Annotated in this window: 19 protein-coding genes; 10 read left to right on the forward strand and 9 right to left on the reverse strand. The window is 52.1% G+C overall.

The genetic code is table 11. The features are described 5' to 3' along the window. The coding region (locus tag NP589_RS03035) for an OB-fold nucleic acid binding domain-containing protein (RefSeq protein WP_256605632.1) at window positions 1-354 on the forward strand (354 nt) is incomplete at its 5' end. Between the two features lie 62 nt (window positions 355-416). Here the strand turns inward: NP589_RS03035 and NP589_RS03040 are convergent. Both NP589_RS03040 and NP589_RS03045 read right to left on the reverse strand, forming a co-directional pair. Next, window positions 417-569 carry a hypothetical protein gene (locus NP589_RS03040; RefSeq protein ID WP_157204842.1) on the reverse strand — a complete coding sequence of 51 codons (153 nt, stop codon included), beginning with the start codon at window positions 567-569 and terminating at the stop codon, window positions 417-419. Between the two features lie 171 nt (window positions 570-740). After that, a complete protein-coding gene (locus NP589_RS03045; RefSeq protein ID WP_256605633.1) occupies window positions 741-2,291 on the reverse strand; it encodes a sigma 54-interacting transcriptional regulator in 1,551 nt (516 codons plus the stop codon). Window positions 2,292-2,517: 226 nt separating this feature from the next. Here NP589_RS03045 and NP589_RS03050 point away from each other — a divergent pair, with 226 nt between their 5' ends. The 4 genes from NP589_RS03050 to NP589_RS03065 are packed head-to-tail and all read left to right on the forward strand — an operon-like array spanning window position 2,518 to window position 4,850. Then, window positions 2,518-3,171 (forward strand): DUF938 domain-containing protein, encoded by a 654-nt coding sequence (locus NP589_RS03050; protein WP_256605634.1) that lies wholly within the window; start codon window positions 2,518-2,520, stop codon window positions 3,169-3,171. Window positions 3,172-3,182: 11 nt separating this feature from the next. Next, a complete protein-coding gene (locus tag NP589_RS03055) occupies window positions 3,183-3,761 on the forward strand; it encodes a beta-class carbonic anhydrase (protein WP_256605635.1) in 579 nt (192 codons plus the stop codon). Then, window positions 3,761-4,495: an SDR family NAD(P)-dependent oxidoreductase gene (locus NP589_RS03060; protein ID WP_256605636.1), complete on the forward strand. Its 735-nt coding sequence runs from the start codon at window positions 3,761-3,763 to the stop codon at window positions 4,493-4,495. The genes NP589_RS03055 and NP589_RS03060 overlap by 1 nt, the downstream gene beginning before the upstream one ends. Window positions 4,496-4,538: 43 nt before the next feature. Further along, entirely contained in the window at window positions 4,539-4,850 is a 312-nt protein-coding gene (locus NP589_RS03065) for a YdhR family protein (protein ID WP_256605637.1), read from the forward strand. A gap of 267 nt (window positions 4,851-5,117) precedes the next feature. On the opposite strand, the gene NP589_RS03070 is transcribed toward NP589_RS03065, so the two are convergent. After that, on the reverse strand, window positions 5,118-6,083 hold the full coding sequence (locus NP589_RS03070) for an MlaA family lipoprotein (RefSeq protein ID WP_256605638.1): 966 nt from the start codon (window positions 6,081-6,083) through the stop codon (window positions 5,118-5,120). Window positions 6,084-6,325: 242 nt separating this feature from the next. On the opposite strand from NP589_RS03070, the gene tfpB reads away from it, so the two are divergent. Continuing rightward, the gene (tfpB, locus tag NP589_RS03075; protein ID WP_256605639.1) at window positions 6,326-8,107 is read left to right on the forward strand and encodes a type IV pilus assembly ATPase TfpB; all 1,782 of its coding nucleotides are present in this window, start codon (window positions 6,326-6,328) and stop codon (window positions 8,105-8,107) included. 140 nt (window positions 8,108-8,247) lie between these two features. Here tfpB and NP589_RS03080 read toward each other — a convergent pair whose 3' ends face one another. From NP589_RS03080 to NP589_RS03100, 5 genes are all read right to left on the reverse strand, one after another. Further along, window positions 8,248-8,403 carry a hypothetical protein gene (locus NP589_RS03080; RefSeq protein WP_197491495.1) on the reverse strand — a complete coding sequence of 52 codons (156 nt, stop codon included), beginning with the start codon at window positions 8,401-8,403 and terminating at the stop codon, window positions 8,248-8,250. Between the two features lie 202 nt (window positions 8,404-8,605). After that, a complete protein-coding gene (locus NP589_RS03085) occupies window positions 8,606-9,322 on the reverse strand; it encodes a YebC/PmpR family DNA-binding transcriptional regulator (protein WP_256605640.1) in 717 nt (238 codons plus the stop codon). Window positions 9,323-9,472: 150 nt separating this feature from the next. Continuing rightward, entirely contained in the window at window positions 9,473-12,721 is a 3,249-nt protein-coding gene (locus NP589_RS03090) for a bifunctional diguanylate cyclase/phosphodiesterase (RefSeq protein ID WP_256605641.1), read from the reverse strand. Between the two features lie 24 nt (window positions 12,722-12,745). Further along, entirely contained in the window at window positions 12,746-13,378 is a 633-nt protein-coding gene (locus NP589_RS03095; RefSeq protein ID WP_256605642.1) for a biliverdin-producing heme oxygenase, read from the reverse strand. 118 nt (window positions 13,379-13,496) lie between these two features. Next, entirely contained in the window at window positions 13,497-16,268 is a 2,772-nt protein-coding gene (locus tag NP589_RS03100) for a bifunctional diguanylate cyclase/phosphodiesterase (protein WP_256605643.1), read from the reverse strand. Window positions 16,269-16,587: 319 nt separating this feature from the next. Between NP589_RS03100 and NP589_RS03105 the strand changes: the two genes are divergently transcribed. Both NP589_RS03105 and NP589_RS03110 read left to right on the forward strand, forming a co-directional pair. Beyond that, window positions 16,588-17,109, forward strand: coding sequence for a hypothetical protein (locus NP589_RS03105; RefSeq protein ID WP_256605644.1), 522 nt, complete (start codon window positions 16,588-16,590; stop codon window positions 17,107-17,109). Window positions 17,110-17,523: 414 nt separating this feature from the next. Next, entirely contained in the window at window positions 17,524-18,174 is a 651-nt protein-coding gene (locus tag NP589_RS03110) for a DUF2076 domain-containing protein (protein WP_256605645.1), read from the forward strand. A gap of 206 nt (window positions 18,175-18,380) precedes the next feature. On the opposite strand, the gene katG is transcribed toward NP589_RS03110, so the two are convergent. Continuing rightward, window positions 18,381-20,603, reverse strand: a complete 2,223-nt coding sequence (gene katG / locus NP589_RS03115) for a catalase/peroxidase HPI (RefSeq protein WP_256605646.1) — start codon at window positions 20,601-20,603, stop codon at window positions 18,381-18,383. Window positions 20,604-20,884: 281 nt separating this feature from the next. Between katG and NP589_RS03120 the strand changes: the two genes are divergently transcribed. Further along, a complete protein-coding gene (locus NP589_RS03120) occupies window positions 20,885-21,760 on the forward strand; it encodes a LysR substrate-binding domain-containing protein (RefSeq protein ID WP_256605647.1) in 876 nt (291 codons plus the stop codon). Between the two features lie 321 nt (window positions 21,761-22,081). After that, the gene (locus tag NP589_RS03125; RefSeq protein WP_256605648.1) at window positions 22,082-22,363 is read left to right on the forward strand and encodes a hypothetical protein; all 282 of its coding nucleotides are present in this window, start codon (window positions 22,082-22,084) and stop codon (window positions 22,361-22,363) included. Window positions 22,364-22,400: the final 37 nt, after the last annotated feature.

Consider the following 22,400-nt stretch of genomic DNA (forward strand, 5'->3'; position numbering starts at 1 on the left):
GGCCTGCTGCGCGAACGCCTGCGCCGCCGCGGCGTCACCACCGCCGCCTCCTTATGGCAAAGACGCAACGGCAGCATCGCCCAAGTCGCCGGTCTGGTAATCTGCCGACAGCGACCGATGACCGCATCCGGCGTGACTTTTGTGACGCTGGAAGATGAAACAGGCCAAGTCAACCTGGTGGTCTGGCCGGCCACCGCGCTGGCTCAGCGGAAACCCTTGCTGAAAGCTCGCTTGTTATCGGTAACCGGCACCATCCAACAAGAAGACGGTGTACTGCATCTGGTGGCCGGAAAACTGGAGGACTGGAGCAGTTGGATCGGCGATTTGGCAAGCAAATCCAGAGATTTTCATTAAAACATCAAACTATGCCTTCAATGCAGAGAATACAATCAAGGCCACCGTTCAACCGACGCTGCCTATTGGGTTTTGTTATTGGCTTTGTACCACCAAAGCCCTGCCAACGCCGTTACACCAGCCATGGCAACAAACATTAGCGTTGGATTTTGATATAAGGCATCGATAAATGCACCGATGAATTTCGGCATGCCGCGATAGCAAGTGGTATCCATGATTCGCTCCAGAGTATTAAAAAAAATCGGCAGCTTATTGCCAAAAATCAAGCTTGTCCAGTTCGACAGTTTTCGCCACATATTCAGAATTACGTTAGATGGGATGCATTTTTCGGCTGATACCGATTGATTGCTCTACACCTATATGAGTCGGCGCCACGCAAGATTTACCTATCTGAATTGGCCGGCGTTAATCCCGTACTTTTTCAGTTTGACGTATACCGCCCTTGACGTCAGCCCCATGGCGGCCGCAACTTGCTTGACGTCGCCGCGATGGCTTTGCATCGCTTGCTTGAGATAGACTTGTTCGGCATCACTTAGCAGATTTTGTTTTTGGGCGTTCCAGTCGTTGCCAGCAGCAACAAGCGGTTTTTGATCCAGTTCCAGACGGGTCAAATCACTACCTTTACAGAACAATACACTGCGCTCCAGAGTGTTTTCCAACTCGCGCACATTACCGGGCCAGGCGTAGGCGCGGATTTGCCCCATCACCTCGCGATTGACCGACTGCACGTTTTTCCCGTATTTTTCGTTCAGACGTTTCAGAATCAACTGCACCAGATGCGGCAGGTCTTCCGGACGCTGCGCCAATGGAGGTATCCATAGCCGCACGACGTTCAGGCGATAAAACAAATCTTGCCGAAACGAGCCCTGTTCGACGTGTTGCTCCAAGGAGCGATTACTGGCAGACACGATACGCACATCGACATGCAAAGTGTGTTTGCCGCCGACCCGCTCCATCTCACCCTCCTGAATCACCCGCAGCAAGCGCGTTTGCGCGGCCGGCGACAAGGCGTCCACTTCATCCAGAAACAAGGTGCCGCCCTCAGCGCGTTCGAAAAAGCCTTGATGCACTTCGATAGCGCCGGTGAATGCGCCTTTTTCGTGGCCGAATAGCGCGCTTTCTATCAGACTTTCCGGAATCGCCCCGCAGTTGATCGCCACGAATGGCTTGTGACCACGGTCGCTCATCGCGTGTATGGCCCGGGCAATCAATTCCTTACCGACGCCGGTTTCGCCGTTAATCAACACCGTGGCCTTGGTTGGGGCGATCACTTCCACTTGCTGCAGTACTTTTTGCATCGCCGGCGATTTGGCGATGATGGCCGGGGCCGGTTTGGCGGCATGTTGTTTGGGCAAACTCCACCAGACGTTGCGCATCCGTTCTTCTATGCGCGAATGTAGCGCTGCCATTTCCTGTTTTTCTTCAGGTTGATCTTCGCGTCGATATTCCAAACCCGGCATATCGACGGCGGCATCGCGCTGGGTGTGAATACAGACTTCACAACCGCCGTTTTGCTTGGCGATACTCTGGCGAATTTCCACCTTGGCATAGCCAAAGTTTCGGGCGGCGATCCCACCAAACACACTGGAGGTCATCCGGCACAGCTCCGGAAAATTAGTCACACCATCGCCGAACGGACAGCGGCTATTCACCACAGTAATGGTGCCGGCCTCGACCGAGGCCAAGGAAAAGTTACCGCCGATATGATTTTTCAGGGCCAGAATCAAATCGATATACTCTTCATTGCCCAATTCACCTTGGCGTTGATATTCATCCCGATAGGTCTGCTCGAAGTACAGCCCGGCGCTCTTGGCAATCCGCTCAATCAGCGATTCGCAATAGTCACCGCCCTCCTGCTCGCAGGCGTGCATCAGTTCCAGAATGAAGGTTTGCAGAAAAAATACCGGCGAAATCTGGGAAAAATCGTGTCCGCTCATAAAAGCCCGAAAAAAATGAAATTAGATTTCACATATTGAAACATAGATTCAGTTCACCACCCACTTGGTTTTTATAAGCCTATGATTTTTATAGACTATAGCCTTTAAAAATATTGGCCCAGGGATTGCTCTACTACAAACGGAAAGCCCAATAGGCAGCTTTCACAGCCAGCCAGTGAACTTGGCTGAACACTAAAACTATAAAACATCTTTCGAGGAGATCATCATGAGTGACAACAAACCGCCATTGAACCCGCACCCGCTGAGCGAATATGTAGCCTGGGCCGGCAATCGCAACCGCGAACCTATCTTGGGCGTGTTAAAAGAAAAACTTCCCAAAGACAAAGGCCGGGTTTTGGAAATGGCCACCGGCAGCGGCATGCATATCAACTTTTTCGCACCGCATTTCGATCACTTACACTTTCACCCGACCGACAAGGACCAGGAAGTATTCGATAACATCAAGAAATTGACCGGCGACCACGGCAACGACAACATCGCCGACCCGGTGCATTTGGATTTGACTGATCCCGACACCTGGTTCAATCCCGGCGACAAAGGCAGTTTCGACGCCATTTTCTGTATCAATATTTTCCAGGTCGCGCCGATTTCGATTGCCGACGGCATGATGGAATGCGCGTCGCATCTGCTTAACGAAGATGGCATTTTATTGATTTATGGACCGTTCAAAGTGGAAGGCAGTTTCACTACCGAGTCCAATGCAGAATTTCATAGCACCTTGTCGTCATACGACGTGCCGGAATGGGGTTTGAAAGACGTCGCCGATCTGAAAAAAGCCGCCGCCAGCCATGGCATGGTATTGAAAGAAATCATCGACATGCCGGCCAATAACTTTTCCTTGGTTTTCGGCCGCGGCTAACAGGAACAGACATGAGCACGATACTGAAAGAAGTTTTACAAGCCAATCAAGGCTACAGCGCCGGTTTCGACAAAGGCGGTTTACCGATGCCGCCGGGACGCCGTTTTGCCATTTTGACCTGCATGGACGCCCGCTTGGACCCGGCTAAATATGCCGGTTTGTCGGAAGGCGATGCGCACGTAATCCGCAATGCCGGTGGTCGGGCCAGCGACGACGCGATTCGTTCGTTGGTGATTTCCTACAAACTGCTGGGCACCCGCGAATGGTTCGTGATCCATCACACCGATTGCGGCATGGAAACTTTCAATAACGACATCATGGGCGACTTGTTAAGCAAGAGCCTGAAAACCGCCCGTGTCGATGCGACAGGCTGGCACGATAGCGGTGAAGGTCCGGGTTGCTGCGAAGGCAAATATATCAACTGGCTAACCATCAACGATCAGGCGGAGAGTGTTTTGGAAGATGTGGCACGTATCAAATCTCATCCATTGGTACCGGCGGATATTCCGGTCCACGGCTTTATTTACGACGTTAAATCCGGGCGCTTGCTGGAAGTACCCGCCGCTACCGAGGCCGGACGGGCAAGCTGATGACGACGAACAGAATGGCGCTGGTGCTGGGCGTTGGTCCGTTGCAGGGCTTGGGAGCGGCATTGGCCCGGCATTTTGCCATGGAAGGCTTACAAGTGGTTATCGCCGGGCGCAGTTCGGCGAAACTAGCCCTGGTGGCGGACGCCATCGCCGACGCGGGTGGCATGGCTATCCCGGTGGTGGCTGATGCCACCAGCGAAAGCGACGTAAAACGCTTGTTCGAAGCAGCCACGGCGGACGGCAGGATTTTGGATATCGCTGTTTACAATGTCGATAGTAATTTGGCCGCACCGCTGCTGGAAACCGACCTGGCTATGTTCACCACCTTGTGGCAACAAAACAGTCTCGGCGCTTTTCTATTCGGCCGCGAGGCCGTCAAACACATGTTGCCGCAACAACAGGGCAGCTTGTTTTTCACCGGCGCCACCGCATCGTTACGGGCCAAACCGCCGTTTACCGCGTTTGCCGCGGCCAAAGCCGCCGTGCGGGCCTTGGCACAAGGCATGGCACGCGAATTTGGCCCGCGAGGTATCCATGTGGTGCATGCCATCATCGATGGCGTGATTAACGGCGAGCGCGCGCACCGGCAGTTTTCCCGGTTCGTCGCCGCCAAAGGTGCGGATGGCTTGTTAAACCTGGAGGCCATCGCCCAAACCTATTGGGCGATACACCAACAACATCCCAGCGCCTGGACGCATGAACTGGATTTAAGACCTTTTAAAGAGCCATTTTGAGCATTCAACCGGCTATAACTCAATTACTTACAGAGACTGACTGATGAAGATATTTTTGTATGCGGAATTTCAAGTTGCCATCCCTTTCGAGCAAATCGATTGGCAAGCTATCAATGTCGAGATGAAGAAATTTCCGGGTTTGAAATCGAAAACCTGGTTAAGCGGCGTTAACAATAAAACCGTCGGCGGCTTTTACGAGTTCGATTCGATCGAGAATGCACAAAACTATATCGATGGTTTGTTACTGCCGTTTACCAAACAAGTTAACGGTAATCTGTCGGTGAAATTGTTTGACGGCGATGTCACCCAAGATGCCAATATCGGTATGCATTCGCCGTTTTATTCAGCGAAATAAGCGGCTGTCAAACCAAGTGACTGCCAAGCCCATCCCGAATTATCCGAGTACGCAATGACAAACTTGGGCCTGATCAACAGCCTGCTTCAGCTAAACCCAAAAGTGCGTCATACCCGCAGCGAAAAAGGTATCCAGATGCGATGGATTACAAGCTTCGAGCTATCCAAGTCTCAATTTCGGCATTCCCCCTTATGCCGTAGAGGGTATGCCGAAAGACGATTTTGAAGATGCGTTAGGCAACTCGGCTGAAGCAGCTTGCCAATCAGTTCACTTTCTGCGTCTGTGTTTGCTTAATTGATCCAGTTTGTTCGAGGCTTCTTCAAACGATTGCAACATGTTGTCAAAGGCAGTGACGTTGCTAGTAGCGGCGACAGCAGGCTGAGCGGATGCTGCCGGACTTTCTTCAACCTTACTGGTCGTGTCTAGCGATGGCTGAGCAAGCTCGGGGGTTTTGGGTTTCGGTTCCGCCGAAACGTCAGCAGTGGGATCAATATCCAGATCATAACTCGCGCTGTCGCTTTTACCGTCATTGACCAAATTACGCCGGTATTGCAGGAAGGATTCCCGGGTAAATACGTAAGGGTCTAAAGCGGCCTCGTTGATAAAGTTCAATGCCCCTTCGGCGTTTGCGCGATCATTAATCCCCTCGAGAATGCCGGTGCCGGGCACATAGGTGCCTGGGTTAGCGGCTCTGTCGAGGATACCCGCACCACCATCACGAATAGTGGTAGGCCCAAAAACCGGCAACACCAAATACGCGCCCTGCCCGACTCCCCACACGGCCAAGGTTTGCCCGAAATCTTCAACGTTGTTTTTTAAACCGACTTCGCTGGCGACATCGAACAATCCCCCCACACCGACGGTGGTATTGGTTAAAAAGCGTCCGGCGTCCGACGCGCTCTGTTGGAATTTACCTTGAAGTACATCGTTCAGCACTACATTAATGCCCTTCAGATTGGTGAAAAAATTATTCACGCCGGTTTCCATGAAATCGGGCGTAATAAATTTATAACCATCGGAAACCGGCTTAAAAAAATATTTGTCCAGCGTCATATTAAACCCGTACATTGACCGGTTAAATCCCTCGTAAGGATCGGCATGGCCCGCCTCGTAAACCGAAAGCTCGTCACGCTTTTCGGTGCTCGCGCATCCGGGCATCAGCAGTGCACTGGTCAATAAACACACTTCGATCAAAAGTGCCCGGTCTTTGCCTGGATGCAATTGGGTAAACATCGCTTAAAAATCCTGAAAGTATATTGTTTCTGGAAGCTTTAAATTTAGGGTTAAGGCTTAAGCCGCCCTCACATTAAAGAATCGATTCGCTATTATAGCCCTTGTCGTCGTCTCGCTACGCGTTTTTTGCAGTGTTCCATGCTCTGCACGGAAATTCCACCACCCACCACCAAGCTTTAAATCTACGCAGCGTCCGGCATATTTGGCTAGACTAAACTCATATATCATAGCAAACCAGGCGCATGCGGGAAGAACACAAATCCGAAGACAGAAAGCTGGACATCAACCAAGTCATTAAGTGGTTGGAAGAGGACGGCATGTTGTCCGCCAAGGATGTCGAAAAATGCCGGCAGTACGCGGTCGCCAAAATCAATCTAAACAAGCATCCGTTAAAGGTGTTGGCCGAGTGTGAGCTGGCCGATCAAAGCCAACTTGGTAGCCTACTGACCCAGGAAGACTTGACGCAATGGCTGGCAAAAAAGCTGGCGATGCCTTACTACTACTTCGACCCGTTAAAAATAGACGTACCCACGGTCACTGCCTTGTTCAGTAAGGCTTACGCCGGCAATTACAATATTCTGCCGATCAAGATAGACGCCGATGAAATCGTGGTCGCCACCGCCGAACCCTTCGTCCGCGCCTGGCAACTCGACTTGGCGAAGATGCATCACGGCAAGATTCGCTGCGTGTTTTCCAACCCGGACGAGATCAGGCGCTATCTGGACGAGTTTTATAACTTTTCCAAATCGCTGAAAGGCGCGCAAACCCATAACGATGGCCGCGCCGCGGAAAGCCAAAACTTCGAACAGTTGGTCGAACTGAGTAAAAGCGCCGATTTGGACGCCAACAACCAACATGTGGTCAATCTGGTCAACTGGTTGCTGCAATATGCCTTCGACCAGCGCGCCAGCGATATTCACATCGAGCCGCGCCGCCAGCAAGGCAATGTGCGGTTTAGGATAGACGGCATTCTGCATAATGTTTATCAACTGCCAATGCCGATTATGAATGCGGTACTTAGCCGCTTGAAGATTCTGGGCCGGATGAATATCGCCGAGAAGCGTCTGCCCCAGGATGGACGGATCAAAACCCAAAATAGCAACAGCAAAGAAATTGAACTGCGGCTCTCCACCATGCCGACTGCGTTCGGCGAAAAGCTTGTGATGCGAATATTCGACCCGGAAGTGCTGCTGCGCGATTACGAGCAGCTGGGCTTTAATAAGCAGGAGCTGGCGATCTGGAACCGGATGACCGGCCAGACCCACGGCATTATTTTGGTGACCGGTCCGACCGGTTCCGGCAAAACCACCACCTTGTATTCCACGTTAAAACGGCTGGCAACATCGGAAATCAACCTGTGTACCGTGGAAGACCCGATCGAACAAATCGAACCGGCTTTCAATCAAATGCAGACCCAGGCCAATATCGGTTTGGACTTCGCCAGCGGTATTCGCACCCTACTGCGGCAAGATCCGGACATTATCATGGTCGGCGAGATTCGCGACCTGGAGACGGCGGAAATGGCTGTACAAGCTTCGCTGACCGGACATTTGGTGATCTCCACACTGCACACCAATAGCGCGCCGGCAGCAGTGACCCGTTTGTTAAATCTTGGCGTTCCAGGCTATTTGATCCAGCAAACCATATTGGGCGTGATGGCGCAGCGCTTGATAAGAGTGTTATGCCGGCAGTGCAAAACGGCGACAACCTTAGATGAAGCGCAATGGCAGGCTTTGGTCACGCCGTTTAAAGTCGCAGCACCTAAGCATATTTATAAAGCCGTCGGCTGTAAGATTTGCCGCAATACCGGCTTTGCCGGCCGTATCGGCATTTACGAAATTTTCGAAAACAACCCGGCTCTGCAAAAACTGATCGTGGAAGGCTGCGACACGCTTTTGCTGCAACGTCAGGCTATCAGGGAAGGCATGCGCCCATTAAGGCTGAGTGGCGCGGAAAAAGTTGCCGCCGGTATTACCACTATGGAAGAAGTGTTGCGGGTGGCACCGGAGCGGATAGATTTTTAAACCGGTCGATCAACTGCAATCTATTTATCGCGCAGATAGGATAAAGCCGGAATGGGTGCAGCAAGCTCGGGAAAACACCCGGCCTCAGCCGATGCGTTGTTTCCCTACTAAAACAAAAAAACGCCTTATTTCAAGCTTGCTTAATCGCGGTTTTTCTTCCGATTTACGTTGATATTGCTGGCAACCGTTGTTGAGGCGAACAATGCCGATGAAATAATAAATTCGCCTGACATAAAACCAATCACACCGGTGATAAACGCCAAACCGTTCAAAATATCTTTTTGTAAGTCATTCATTTTTTCTACTCCGTAATAGACACGCTTACACTATAAGATAGATATAATTTATTAACAATGGCCTTGATTATGCATTATTTGTTTTACAAAAGGAAACAATGGTGGTGTTACCACGCTAAAATAAGTAATGCCAACGCATTTTAAGGGGTCAGGAACGCTAAGGTTCCTGAATAAAATATGCGAAATTGCTGAACGGTATTACCTAATACTCGGCATCATGAAAGACGTTTTGCACGTCGTCCAGATCGTTCAACATATCCAAAAACTTTTCGAACATCGCCAAATCGTCGCCGCCAATAGGAGTAACGCTTCTAGGCATAAACTGAATTTCATCCACTTCGAAATCGATCTCGCCCAACAAATCCGTCAAGGCCTGCTTGGCTTTGGCGTAATCGGCGTGAGGTGTAAACACGGTCAATTTACCGTCTTCGTTTTCGATGTCCGACACATCCACGTCAGCGCTCAGCAAAGCTTCCAGTACCGCATCTTCGTCGCCGTGTTTAAACGCCAGGATTGCCGAATGATCGAACATATGGCTGACCGCGCCCTGCGTACCAATCTTGCATTTGGTTTTGGTAAAACACAGGCGTACGTCACCGAAGGTGCGATTGGGATTGTCGGTCAAGCAATCGACTATCACCATGCAACCGCCAGGCCCAAAGCCTTCGTAACGGGCAGGCGCGAAATCCTCCCCACCGCCACCCTTGGCCTTATCGATGGCTTTTTCGATGACGTGGGTAGGCACCTGGTCTTTTTTGGCTCTATCGATCAACCCCCGCAAGGTCAAATTGCCCGATGGGTCGATACCGCCGGACTTGGCAGCCATATAGATTTCCCGGCCGTATTTGCTGTAAACCTTGGCCTTGGCATCAGCCGTTTTGGCCATGGACACTTTACGGTTTTGATACGCTCTACCCATTCGACTTTTGCTCCCCGGATCACTTGGCAAAAAAGGAGAGATTTTACAGATAAGTATTTGCCGTGGGAATTTTTTGACCGGCTTACACCTCGTCCGCCCGTGCCCATCAGGATTCGGTGCGCCCCATAACTAAAACAAATGCAGCAAGTTTTAGCTGAGCAAAGCTTCGAAACCGTCTAATGGCAGGGGTTTACTGTAGAAATAACCTTGAAACGTATGACAGCCGTGTTTTTCCAAAAAACAACGTTGCTCCTCGGTTTCCACCCCTTCAGCTATCACATCCAAGCCCAGATTATTTGCCATGGCGATAATAGTTTGCACTATCACGGTATCGTCGGGATCGACGGAAATATCCCGCACAAAGCTTTGATCAATCTTCAATTGATCGATAGGCAGCTTCCTGAGATTAGATAGCGACGAATTCCCGGTACCGAAGTCGTCCATCGAAAACCGCACGCCAATTTCCCGTAGCGCATGCATTTTGCGGATAGTCTCATCAATATCGTCAAGTACCAGACTTTCAGTCAGCTCCAATTTCAAGCGATTAGGATTGATGTCGCTCTCCTGAATGATTTGCCGGACAACGTCGACGAAATCAGTTTGCCTAAACTGCCGAGCGCTGACATTAGCGGCCAATTGTAAATACTGGGTGCGCGCGCTGCTTTCCCAACTCTTCAGCTGGCGGCAAACGGTTTCCAATACCCACCGCCCTATCGGCACTATCAGACCGATATCCTCGGCCAGCGGAATAAACTCGGCGGGCGAAATCAAGCCGCGCTCCGGGTGTTGAAAGCGGATCAAGACTTCCGCACCGATAATATCCAGACTATGCGATACCTGCGGCTGGTAGTGCAATTGGAATTGCTTATTCGCCAAAGCGCCGTGTAAATCCGCCTCCAATTTGACCCGTGCATTGATGCTGGCCTGCATCGCCGGATCGAAAAAACGTATGGTATTTCGTCCGGCTTTTTTTGCCTGATACATGGCGATATCGGCTTGTTTGAGTAAGCTTTCAATGTCCGACTCATGGTCGTTGAATAGCACTGCGCCGATACTGGGCGAGTTGCGATATTCATGATCGACAAGCCGATAGGGCTGCGTCAAAGTGCTAAGAATTTTAGTGGCTACAAATTCGGTTTGTGCTACCGCATCACGCACGTCATTGCTCAAATCAGTCAACATCACGACAAATTCGTCGCCGCCCAGACGCGAAACAGTATCACCTTCGCGTACGCAAGCCACCAAGCGTTGCGCCACCAATTGCAACAATAAATCGCCCATGTCGTGACCGAGAGTGTCATTTAGGGTTTTGAAATTATCCAGATCAATAAACAAGATAGCGCCCTCCCGTCCGCTGCGCGCACCGGCTATCAGCGCTCGCTTCAAGCGATCCTGCAACAGTCGGCGATTCGGCAAACCGGTCAACGGATCATAAAACGCCAAACGCTCGATTTCCTCAGCCGCCGCTTTGATCGAAGTAATATCCACAAACGTGGCGACATAATTTTTGACGCACCCCTCCTGGTCCTTTACCGTGCTGATGGCCAAATGGATTGGAAAAACCGTGCCGTCCTTGCGCTTACTGCAAATCTCGCCTTCCCAGGCGCCTGAGTTCTCAACCCTTTCCCACATTTCCGCGTAATAGCCTACGCCTTGCAAATCCAATTCCAGTACTCGCGGATTCTTGCCTACGACTTCCTCGCTCAGGTAACCGGTAATCCGGGTAAAAGCCTGGTTTACGCGCAAAATCAGGCGATTCGCATCCAACACCACTATGCCTTCCTGCGACTCGAAGGCAGTAGCGGCGATCCGCAACTCCGCGTCCAACAACTGTTGCTGCTTGAGCGCTTGCTCTAATCGACACTTCTGCGCCAAGCCCTCCGGCAAGGTCATCGCCAACATCCTGGCGATGTCGATTTGCACATGCGACCAAGGTTCGCTACGGCCATGCCACAATTCCGTCCACATTTCAAATGACTTGCGTGGAGTAAGTTGGTAGTTCCCGCTCTGATCTCTCACCAAGCCTTTCTCGGCCCTGCCCGCCCACTTTACGGTGCGCGGTTTTTCCTGCCGTAACCAAACAATGCAGTTGCGCATATCGCCGGACAGCGGCGTGGTGAGTATTCCGGAGGCTATAGCCTGATATTTTTCGGCCGGCGGAAAATCATTCGCAAGATGATCGGAACTAAAACTTTGACCACTGGCTTGTTTGCACAGCCAGAGCAATAGCGCCCTTAGGTCGGCGGACTTCAGCGTTTCGCCATAAACATGCCGCTTGCCTTCCACAATCGCCACAATCCCGCTAGCGTCCAGCAAGGCCATCAATTGCGGCAGTAAGCGCTTCAGTACCGCTTGCTCATGATCGATAAAAATATAATTCAGCAACTCGCCAATCACATGGTTAGCGTTGGCGACGCAGGTGTATTGCTCCAGCGCCTCAATCGACGACAATTTCGACGACACCATGCGGCTTATAAAGGTTAGCGCTTCCCGCTGAGCAATCGACACGCGTTTTGCCGTGAAATGATGGCAGGCTACCAATCCCCATAATCGACCGTTTTGCAGCAAGGAAATCACCATCGAACCCTGTACACCGATGTTGCGCAAATACTGGATATGTATCGGCGACAGACAGCGCAGTGCCGAATAAGTCATATCCAAAGACTTTTCGGTAACGGGATTGACGGCAGGTAAAATGGCGACGGGCTCGGCATCAATATCGGCAACCAAACGCACCAAATTAGCGGTATAAAGCCGTCGTGCTTGCGCCGGAATATCGCTGGCCGGAAAGTGCAGCCCCAGATAGGACGGCGCATGGTCCACGCTGTTCTGGCTGATCACTTGCCCGTTCCAATTGGAATCGAATCGATAGATCATCACGCTATCGTAGCCGCTCATCCGCCGCACCAACATGGCGACATCGTCGAAATAACGTGAAAAATCGCTATTCGAATCGTAACGCAGCAGAGACTCCTGCATCTGCATCAGCAATTCCGACAATCGCCCTTCTTGGTCGGCGTCGCGATCAGGCACAAGTTCCAGTACATATTGTCCGTCACTGACGTAGACATGGGCCTGTAGATCAAGGGGGGCTTGACGTTGAGGAATGCTGAGTTTGCTGGCGGCTGTATTTTTACTCTGCGCCACTTGGAACATTTGCTGGATTTGCCCGGCAATTTTATCGCCGACCAAGGCTTGCAGCGGTTTGCCGCACACATCGCCGGTCAATTCGGCAAAAAACTCGCTGAAGTTGGCGCTTGCCTGCAATACCGTGTAAGGATGATCGGCGCTCAGTACCAACAAGGCGCCATGAGGCTGGATCTGCCCGATCTGGTGAATAGGCTCGGACGCGCACTTTTCCAGCGCCTGTTGCATGACCTGCTGATCGACGTCACCCATTAGCCAAGGCGGAGAACATGTAACTTAGGAATATTCATAGTCGTCCAGCACCTTAATAAAAAATTGAAAAGTTTGGCATGCCGCGCGCTCGGCAGCCACACGCTGGTGAGCATCGCCGGCAATGTTTTCCGCAAACCGCAGAAAGTCTTGCCACATAAGCGCGGTGTCGTGACCATAGCCTCGGTAAAAGCAAGCACCGGCTTCGGCATTCAAACCATGATATGACTCCAGGCTACGCGAAATAAGCTGTCCACCCAGCATCGAACCCTCTATCACGTATAAAACCCCCGTATATTCGCCGATGCTAGTCACCGACGGTGCAGGCATGCTTGGCGTTGTTTCACGTCCGCTGGCCAGCGGGTCCACCCCCAAAAAAGCCAGATCGCGGCAAATCCACGGAAGTTTGACGCGTTGAGAATAGTCTAATTGACAGTCTTTAGAAGACTGAAAGGCAATTAATCGGCCTTCCAAAGCTTGATAGAGATGATAGTAGGCCGTTAGTAATTTTCGGTATGGATCCAACGAGTAGCCGGGCTGGGTTAGCCCGACCAGTAAACGGTGTTGATTTAAGCGCTTGTGATAGTCGTTGGTTGCGTCTCTCAAGGCCTCGCGTACTGCCTGTTTGGAATTGTACGGCGGTGTAGCGGACGATTTCATTCGGAGCCCCGGCAAACCCTATTTAGTAAAAAACGGCACGGAATGGGAATATACCAACAATTCAGCGGAAGGCCAGATACGTCGCTGATAGCGGGAGCGTCAATATTTGCGGGCCGGACTAACACTTGGGCAAACGCCGACTCCAGGCCATAAACTCTTCTATCGGCACCGGCTTGCTGAACAAAAACCCCTGACAGGCATGGCAGCCATGCTGTTCGAGAAACAAGCGCTGCGCGTCGGTTTCGACCCCTTCGGCAATCACCTCTATCCCCAAATTATGGGCCATGCCGATGATGGTTTGCACGATCACCGCATCGCTGGTCTTGACGCCGATGTTATGCACGAAGGAGCGATCGATTTTTAACTGATCGAACGGCAACTGCGTCAGATAGGAAAACGACGAATACCCGGTACCGAAATCGTCCAAAGAAAAGCGCACGCCCATGTCCCTGAGTGCTTGCATCTTCAGGATAGTGTCGTTGATATTCTCAAGCACCAGACTTTCAGTCAGTTCCAGTTCCAGCAAGTCCGGGTTGACCCCGTTATTATCCAGCGCCCGCCGCACCTGTTCGACAAAATCCGCCGCTCTAAACTGGCGCGCACTGACATTAATAGCCAGCCGAAACTGCCGCCAATTTTCACTCCCCTCCCACAGTTTCAGTTGCGCGCAGGCCGCTTCCACTACACACTGACCAATCGGCAGAATCAAACTGGTTTTTTCCGCTAAGGCAATAAACTCCAACGGCGACACCAATCCGCGTTCCGGATGCTGCCAACGCAACAGCACTTCGGCGCCCACCACTTGATGATTTCGATACATCTGCGGTTGAAAATACAGCTTGAACTGATTATGGGCCAGCGCAAGGCGCAAATCTTTTTCCAACTCGGCACGGGCAGTCGCCAGCGCCTGCATGCTCGGATCGAAGAAACGCACAGTATTGCGCCCGGCTACCTTGGCTTGATACATGGCAAGATCGGCATGCCGGAGTAGCTCTTCGGCAAGCTCTTGATCGCGGTACAAACGAATACCGATACTGGCCGAACAATGGAATTCGTAGCCGCTCAAGTCGTAGGGATGAGCCAGCGCTTCCAGCAGTTTTTCGCCGACTTGTTTGGTCTGCATTGCTGCAAGCTCGGCATCGGCGCTCAAATCCGCCAGCAACACCAAAAACTCATCGCCGCCCAGGCGTCCGACGATGTCGCACTCGCGCACGGTAGCGCGTAACCGCCGCGCCACTTCCACCAATAGCCGGTCGCCGTCATCATGACCGCGCGTGTCGTTAAGCGTCTTGAAATTATCCAGGTCCAAAAACAGAATAGCGCCATACAAACCGTTGCGGGCGCCGGCAACCAGTTCCTGAGCCAAGCGATCTTGCAGCAAACGCCGGTTAGGTAAATGGGTTAAAGGATCGTAATAGGCCAATCGGTGGATTTCCGCCACCGCATCCTTGTTCTCGGTAATATCTGAAAATGTACCAACGTAATGCGTAATGCGGCCATCGGGTGCGACCACGGCGGCAATGGTCAGCCATTCGGCGACGATCAGGCCATTCTTGCGGCGATTCCAGATTTCACCTTGCCAGTGGCCGGTTTCCTGCAATGAGGACCACATACCGGCAAAGAATCCCTTGTCGTGCCGCCCGGAGTTGAGCATTTGTGGCGTTTGACCCAGCACTTCGTCGGCCTTGTAGCCGGTCAGCGCGGTAAAGGCCCGATTCACGCGCAGGATCACCGCGTCCGGGGAGGTGACGATCATCGCCGACTGTGATTCGAAGGCAATGGCGCTGACCCGCAGCATTTCTTCCGCCTGTTTGCGTTCGCTGATGTCCCGGATAATAGCGATACCGCCAGCAATCTTGCCGGCTCCATCTCGGGACGGCGCACAAGTCATATCTATCCATATGCCGGCCGCATTCGGCGAGGGTTTGTACTCGCCTTCATAAACCACCTTTTCGCCTTGCAGCGCCCGCTGTAAGGCCGCGAGTATCGCGGGGTCCTTAAAACCTTTAATATCCAGTCCGACGATAGCCTCGACGCTATTCTGCAAAATATCGGCGAACGGCTCATTGCAGTACGTGACCACCAGATCGGTATCGTAATGAAAAATACCGATGGGCGAATGTTTCAGCAGCAAGCGATAGCGTTGCTCGCTGGTCCGCATGGTTTCCTCGCGTTCAGCGGCATCCAGATGCAGCACAATATTCTCGGTGATGCTTCGATTGATACGCCGTAAGCTGACCACCATGAAGCATAGGTATAAAAACCCCGCCATGCTCATAGCCATAAACAAACCATTGCCGGACACGAACAAGCGAATAATGAGGGGCAGCAGCGAGGTCACGGAAAATAGCACCGCGCTGGGCAGATCGGCGGAAAATGCCACTACACCGCCGGCAGACAAACCCGCCAGCATAAAAACCAGAAAGAGTTGATGTTGCGAGCTATTGGCCGGGAACATCAGAAAACCGGCCGCCCCCCACACCAGACCCACGGCCAGTACCCCGATGCGAAACCTTTTCAACCAAAATCGCGTGCCAGCGCCCACTTCCGGGGCGGCAGACCGATAAGCCTTGACCAGCAAGGTGCGGGAAACCGCCACCAACACAATCAGCGTAAGCCAAGTAAGCACCACGGAAGCCGCGATCATGTCGCGCTGCATATAGGCCAGAATCAGCGCCAGTAGCGTGCTGCTAATCAATGACGTATTACTTGCCGCAAACAGCTGGCTTAGCTGTGCCGCTTGGATTGCTGCCTGTGTGTTCGGGTTACTGATCACGTATGATTTAGCGGCCGGATGCTGACTAACGACTGAAGTGGGTTTGGAACGACTACCGGTAAGCGTTTTGGATTGTACGCTAACCGGATTAACTGGCAATGCTGTTTTTCTCATACGTTTTTCCGAGAACGTAAGTGGATTGCTTCTTACCCTACTCCGGCAAGATATAAGCATTTTTTTATTTCGACCGCCGCGCGCCCGCTGTACACGGTGCCGATCTTTTAGCCAACAGGCAAGGCTAAAAACGCACCAAATCAATGAAATTTTTCGCATTTTCGGAGTTTACTAGCTCACTGATTCTGCTAACCGACCCTCCTACATTAGGACCGTGACAATGCTTGAAACATGGCTTAGCCGCCCGGGCCCTAAAAAACGTTATATCGAGTTAGGAACGGGTGAAATAAGTCCCTTACACATTAATCGGGAGTCGATCATGACCACAACAACTAACTCTAAGATTTTGCAACACTGTGCGACATTGGGCTTTTTAGCTTGTCTCGTTAGCCCGTTTAGTCAGGCCGGCCCTTTGGGGCTAGGTTCCAAAGGGCCGCCACGCTCGCAAGTGATTGCGTGCGGCATACACTTTTCATCTGGAGAGCATCCCGTCTCAGTGCGCTGCCCTCTGACGACGGCTTGCAAAGGCACCCCTGATCCGGACGTATCCTTAGCGGTTAGCTGGGATGTATTGCGTTGGGATAACAATCAAGTCGTAGCAGGCCCGAACCAAGGCTGTGCGGTTAATCTGAATCTTTCTGCGATTCCGATGCAACCCGACGCTTGCGCGGCGGAAGTCGCCGCGACATTTACAGATAATCCGGATTGTGAGAACGCTGGGCTGATAGCTATTGTAAAACCGGCAATAACCGGACCTTACATTGACATTTATTACGATCCGCAAAACCCGGGCGAGATGTCTATCCCCGGACCGGCGAGCACCGGCACCCTGGTAAAATAATCGATCCGGCCATACGGAAGCCTGTTGGCTTGGTTAATTTCCCCCTAAGCCAAGCCAATCGGCGACCATTACAGCGGGAAACCCTCTGGTAACTTTGACTGACAATTGCGAGTAATCCCAAGAATACCGAAAGGGCAGTAAACCCAATAAATTACCTGATTAGCAAGCTGCTTCTGCTGAATACCTCGTATATCCTCAAAATCGTCAGATCGGTATACCTTCTGTGGCACATAAGGAATGCCGAAATCCACACCGCATAGACAGCTGGAAGCTGAATCACGAGCAATTATTTCAATCCGGCTATTGAAACTTCCAAAGCCACACCCAACTGTGAAGGAAACTTTGCAGCCGTTTTGAAGTCTTTGCCAATGCCGGTAGTTTGCCGGGTTACATGCTCACGATAGGAGTTATTAGATGAATTCACAGGAACGCAACCAGCTCAGTCAATTTCTGAGTCAACTGAACGAAGTAAGGCTTCCGAACAAGGATGCCGAAGCCGAAGCGCTGATCAGTGATGCGGTTGCAAAACAACCGGATGCCGCTTATCTGTTGGTCCAACGCGCCTTGTTGCAAGATCAAGCTTTATCTGCGGCTAAAGCGCAAATCGCCGAGTTGCAGAATCAATTGCAAGCGGGTGCAAGCTCACAACGTAGCGGCTTTCTGGGCAGCGATCCGTGGGCTCAACCCGCCAACAATAATACTGCGGTGCCCGGTGTAGGCAATTATCAAGTGCCGAGGGGTGCTGCTCCCGCGCAATCGCCCGGCTTTTTCGGTGGTGGTGGCGGCAGTTTTCTGGGCAATGTCGCGACCACGGCAGCCGGTGTCGTAGCCGGTTCGTTTTTGTTCCAAGGTATAGAAAGTTTGATGGGACATCACGGCTCTAGCCCTTGGGGCCAGCAAGCAATGGGCGAGCACACCGGCGCTCAGGAACAAACAGTGGTCAACAATTACTACGGCGACGACGCAATCCAGCAAGCCAACTTGGACAACAGTCCAGACGATTTTTCACTTAGCGACGCAGACTACAGCATTCCGGACGAAAGCGACGATTCCGACTGGATTTAATCCACTTCGACTTCCCCCTCAGGGCAATCCGTTCCTTGGATTGCCCTTTTTTTTGCCCTACGCCGATGATGGCCGATGGCACCTTCGGCAAAAGTTGAAGTAATTGCTGATCGAAGAAAACCCATTTTACAAACAGCGCTAAGTGGTTTGCGCAAGGCACCCAAATGACCCGATCTCGGTCAAATTGAGCGCCGTGCACGCTTAGGTCAGCGTTTGTCGAATCGATCCAAGTCCATCACCTTGCCCCAGGCATTGGCAAAATCCTGAACAAACTTGTCTTTGCCATCTTCCGAGGCATAGACTTCCGCGACGGCCCGCAACTCGGAGTTTGAACCGAAAATCAAATCAACCGGCGTTGCAGTCCATTTAACTTGGTCGCTGGCCCGGTCCCGTCCTTCGTAAATCCCCTCGGTAGCGGACTTGCTCCATTTCGTGGACATATCGAGCAAGTTGACGAAGAAGTCGTTGCTGAGCGTGCCGGACCGGCCGGTCAATACACCATGCTTGGCGTGACCGGCATTAGCATCCAGCGTTCGCATGCCGCCGACCAACACGGTCATTTCCGGCACACTCAAGGTCAGGAAGTTAGCGCGTTCGACCAACATTTCAGCGGGTGATAGCGCATTATCCTTACCAAAGTAATTTCTGAAACCGTCGGCTTTGGGCTCCAGCACTGCGGCGGAATTCACGTCGGTTTGTTCCTGCGAAGCATCCACCCGGCCCGGCTTGAACGGCACTTGCAGTTTATAACCGGCTTTCTTCGCGGCCTCTTCCACCGCAGCGGAACCGCCCAGCACGATTACATCGGCAAGCGAGACTTTTTTGCCGCCTTTCAGCGTAAGGTTAAAGTCGATTTGAATGGTTTCCAGGCGAGCCAGTACCTTGGCCAATTCGGCGGGATCATTGACATCCCAATCCTTTTGCGGCGCCAAGCGAATCCGGGCGCCATTCGCCCCACCGCGCATGTCGGTGCCGCGGAAGGTGACTGCAGATGCCCAAGCCGTTCTCACCAACTCCGGAATCGTCAAATCAGCAGCCAAGATGGCTGATTTCAGTTTGGCGGTATCCTTGGTGTCGATTAACTTATGATCGGCTTTAGGAAGCGGGTCCTGCCAGATGAAGTCCTCGGCCGGTACTTCGGCACCGACATAACGAGCCTTAGGCCCCATGTCGCGATGGGTTAGTTTGAACCAGGCCTTGGCAAAGGCCACCTCAAACTCTTTGGGATTATCCAAAAAACGCTTGGAGATTTTTTGGTAATCCGGGTCCATTTTCAAAGCGATATCGGTGGTAAACATGATCGGCGGGTGACGTTTCGTCTGATCGTGGGCATCCGGTACAAAATTTTCGCCCTTGCCGTCCTTGGGTATCCACTGCGTTGCACCGGCCGGACTCTTGGTTTGTTGCCAGTCAAAGGTATACAGCCAGGTCAGGTAGTCGTGGGTCCAGCGGGTGGGATTCGTCGACCACGCACCTTCCAGGCCACTGCTGACGGTATCCACGCCATGACCGCTGCCGCATTTGTTGGCCCAACCCAAACCTTGCTCTTCAATGCCGGCGGCGGCGGGTTCCTTGCCGACACATTCGTCGGGTTTATGCGCGCCGTGCGCTTTGCCGAAGGTATGGCCGCCCGCTATCAGCGCCACCGTTTCCTCGTCGTTCATCGCCATTCGGCCAAAGGCTTCGCGGATATGTTTAGCGGCCGCTAATGGGTCCGGATTCCCGCCCGGCCCTTCCGGGTTGACGTAGATCAGCCCCATTTGCGTGGCTCCCAACGGCTTGGCCAACTCACCTTTGCCATCGTGGCGCTCGTCGGCAAGAAATTTCTTTTCCGAGCCCCAATTGACGATCTCGGCTTCCCAGTCATCGGCACGGCCGCCGGCGAAGCCGATGGTTTTGAAACCCATATCTTCCAGAGCAACGTTACCGGCCAGCACCATCAAATCGGCCCAGGACAGTTTGGCGCCGTATTTTTGTTTCACCGGCCACAGTAGGCGGCGGGCCTTGTCCAGACTGACGTTGTCCGGCCAGCTGTTGAGTGGTTCGAAGCGTTGCTGCCCGCCGGAGGCGCCGCCACGGCCGTCAAAGATGCGGTAGACACCGGCACTGTGCCAGGCCATGCGAATGAAAAACGGCCCGTAATTACCGTAGTCCGCCGGCCACCAGGATTGAGAAGTATGCAATACGCCGGCGATGTCTTTTTTCACCGCTTTCAGGTCTAAGGTTTTGAATTGCTCTGCATAGTTGAAGGCTTTACCTAAGGGATTGGATTCGGCCGAGTTTTGACGCAACGGTTTCAAATCCAGCTGCTCCGGCCACCAGAAACTGTTGGTCGTCGGCTGCATTTCAGCGAGAGCCGGATTGGCTGTCAATGCTGTCGATATGGCTACCGCCAATGCGGAAACCAGAAAAATCTGTTTGGTTTTCATGGTGCACCTCTGTTCCTTGTTATGGGTTAAATAAAACATGCCTTTGATTTTGCAGTTTAGATGCCACTTAGGATTAACACCAGCGACATTTAAAAGTTCGGCGCCATCGCCCCAATCAAAAGCGTGCGGCAAACATATTCAACCGAATAATGCCTGCAAACTGAAATTGATTTCTTAGATGGACCGATAGGCCAGGTCAATAAAACTCGCACCTTAGCTGATATAATTCCGGTCAGGGCGACGGCTTTCGGCACACTTAACTCAACGGCGGATAACAATCGATGAACTTGCGAGATTTAAGCTATCTAGTGGCAGTAGCGGAGTTGAAAAATTTCAGTCAAGCGGCAGAGCATTGCTCGATTAGTCAGCCTACTTTGAGCACGCAGATCAAAAAACTCGAGGATTATTTAGGCGTGGACTTGTTCCTGCGCGAGAAAAACGCAGTGGAAACCACCGAAATTTGCCGGGAAATTTTGCCGTTCGCCCGCCGCATACTTGACGATGCTCGCTCCATTCGCCAAATCGCCGCCCACGCCAGCGATCGGCAGCGTAACATGCTGTCCTTGGGAGCGTTTCCTTCGCTGGCAAGTTACGTACTGCCGGAATACGTATTTCGCATCAAGCAGCATTATCCTGATCTAAAACTCCAGTTGGTCGAGGAAAAAACCAACGCTCTCGTTGCGTTGCTGCTCGATAAAAAATTGGATGCGGCCTTGCTGGCCTTACCTGTCGAACACGTAAGCCTGGAGTCTCGGACCTTATTCGACGATCCGTTCACCTTGGCGGTGTGCGCGGATCATCCCCTGGCCGATCTGGAAGAAATAGACCTGAATAGGGTGGCCAAAGAAAATCTGCTGTTACTGGATGAGGGCCATTGTTTGCGGGACCAAGCGCTAAAATTGTGCAATCCTTCCCGCTTCGTGGAACACGACTTCCGGGCATCCAGTCTGGAAACCTTGCGTTTCATGGTCAAAAACGGCGTCGGCGTTACGCTGATGCCATCCGTGGCCGTTCAGCCTGACGATCAGGACATTCGATATATCAACATTCGTCAAAGGCCCAGCCGCAAAATCGCGCTGGTGTGGATCAGGAACCATACCCGTGGCGAACTGCTGGAAACTCTGGCCGGACTGCTGGCTTATAAACCACTGCCCTGAAGCTGAATTTAAACGAAATCCACACTATCAGTTGGGCAAATGACGGCCACTTACACCGCTGCCGGCACCCCGTATTCTTATTTCTTTTACCGCAAACAAAACCCTTCTGCCGCACGCGGAACAGCATTGGCCCTGCCAACAACTTATTCAAAAAACACCCAAACCACTAAGGCAAAATACTTTTGCTTGACAAGCAGATGATAATCATTATCATTTGTATCCGACAGTCATCTCTCGTGCTGTCATTGCCGCACCTGCACAGCCTCCTAAGTTATCCAGTGTGCGGCAATTTATTTCTAACTTATGCAACCCGAGGTCATCATGTTCAAAGACAACTCTATCGGTGCGCCGAAAAGCCGTGATGTGGCGCAAATTCATGCCGCGACCTGTGTATTAATGACCCAATTCATCAGCGGCCATCACAACCCGAAGCTTGCACATCTGATCGTGCAGCAACTGGGCCGCCTGCTAAGCCACCCGGAACTGGCACATAGCGCCTCCAGCCGCGATATGTACTTGCAACTGTTGGAGCACTGGCAAACAGTCACCAGCCTACTCGTGGAACGAAAAGCTGCTCGCCAGCAGCCGGTAGCAGCGCATTGAGCGGGTTTAGCATTTATTCGTCAACATTTTTAGTCTT

Origin of the sequence: Methylomonas rosea (genome assembly GCF_024505055.1) — a bacterium.
Taxonomy (GTDB): Bacteria; Pseudomonadota; Gammaproteobacteria; order Methylococcales; family Methylomonadaceae; genus Methylomonas; species Methylomonas rosea.